Below are 1,674 nucleotides of genomic sequence, written 5' to 3'. Positions count from 1 at the left end.
GGCAGCCTGCTGCATGTGGGCAGCGGCACCTTCGATATCGCCACCGACAAGCTGCTCAACGCCGGTGGCACCGTGACCACCCGTGGTGGCCTGAGCCTGACGGCGGACAACTGGACCAACAGCAGTGTGCTGCAGGCCAGTCGACTGACGCTGAACATCGGCACCCTGAACCAGACGGCCGACGGGCAACTGCTGGCTGTCGACAGCCTGACCGGCAGCGGCGGCAACTGGAACAACGACGGCCTGATCGCCAGTGATGGCACGGCCAATTTGAACCTGAGCGGCAGCTATGGGGGCAATGGTCGCTACAGCAGCCAGGGGACGCTGGGGCTGAACGCGGCTTCGGTGAGCCTGGGCAGCGCCGGCAGCATTGCTGGCGGCGGTGATACCACGATCAATGTGGCAGGCGCACTGGGCAACTCGGGTCGGATCACGTCAGCCGCCCGGTTGGATGTTACTGCGGCAGCCATCAACAACTATGGAACCTTGGGCAGCAACGCTGCGTTGCGCCTCAGTACTCCCAGCCTGTTGAACGAGAATGGCCTGATCTTCAGTGCGGGTGACAGCAACCTGCAAGTTGACAGCTTCACCAACCACACGGCGCAACTCTATTCCTTGGGGGCGGTCAGCATCGGTGGATATGGCGGCGCAACCCAAGCCACCCAGGTCAGCAATATCTCGGGTGGATTGGAGAGCGCGGGAAAATTTACAGTTAACGCGGCCACCTTCGAGAACCGTACGGAAAGCTTCAGCATGGGCCGTACGCTGGTTTCAGGCGCCATCGCTGTTCAGTGCCTGGACTGCTCGGGTGATCATTACGATCTCAACTATGTCGCGCGGGAGGTCTTCGAGGGGCGTGATACCGACACCAGTGCTTCCTCCACATTGACGGCGGGAGGAGACTTCGCTTTCAAGGGCAGCAGTATCCTCAACAGCAAAAGTACGATAAGTGCGGGTGGCAATATCGATATTCAGGCAAATGACCTGAAGAACGTCGGGGCCGTGGGCGGCACGATCGAGCGTACGCGTGTTTATCGGACATACGAAATTACCGATGGTACGGCCAATCGTTCGATGCCATGGGTGGTCGCGTACAATCAGCGTAACAATCCAAACTTTCCGTATGTTTACTATGTCAACGGCTCAGGTGGGCTGAGTCTGGCCGTACCAACATCTGCCACACGACGTGAAGGTGGGCGAGACGGCGAAACCATCAGGTACGTCAAGCTGACAGATACCGTTACTGGAGCAGCTGTAAACAATACACTTACGGGTTATGCCTACCAAAACATTCCTCAGTCGGCGTACGACCGTAACAACCTAGTAGCCTTGCCAGGCCAGTTGCAGCAGTACTCACTGACCAGTGATGTCGAAGTTGCCAAGGACGGTGCTGGTACCGGTCGCAGTGCGATTATCCAGGCGGGCGGTAAGGTTTCGATCGCCGCTACCCAGAAACTGGAAAACAGCGCCATCCACCAGGACTACGCGATCAGCACCGGGTCAAACCAGGTTCAGGAAACCCGGGTCAGTGGTACCGGTGCGCCTGTAGTTATCAGGCTGAGCCCTCAACTGTCCCCTGACCTGGCCCAGCAGCAGGTCAACCCGCTGGCATTGCCAGGCTTCAGCCTGCCTACCGGGCAGAATGGTCTGTTCCGTCTGAATGGGCAGGGTGGC

At 58.9% G+C, this 1,674-nt stretch carries 1 pseudogene; it reads left to right on the top strand.

Annotated features, from left to right (window positions below):
- Positions 1-1,674 (top strand): annotated as a pseudogene (locus K675_RS31030) (adhesin); the annotation flags it as partial.

This window comes from Pseudomonas fuscovaginae SE-1, from assembly GCF_000364705.1.
GTDB classification, from domain to species: domain Bacteria; phylum Pseudomonadota; class Gammaproteobacteria; order Pseudomonadales; family Pseudomonadaceae; genus Aquipseudomonas; species Aquipseudomonas fuscovaginae_A.
This window is presented reverse-complemented; position numbering and strand designations above follow the sequence as displayed.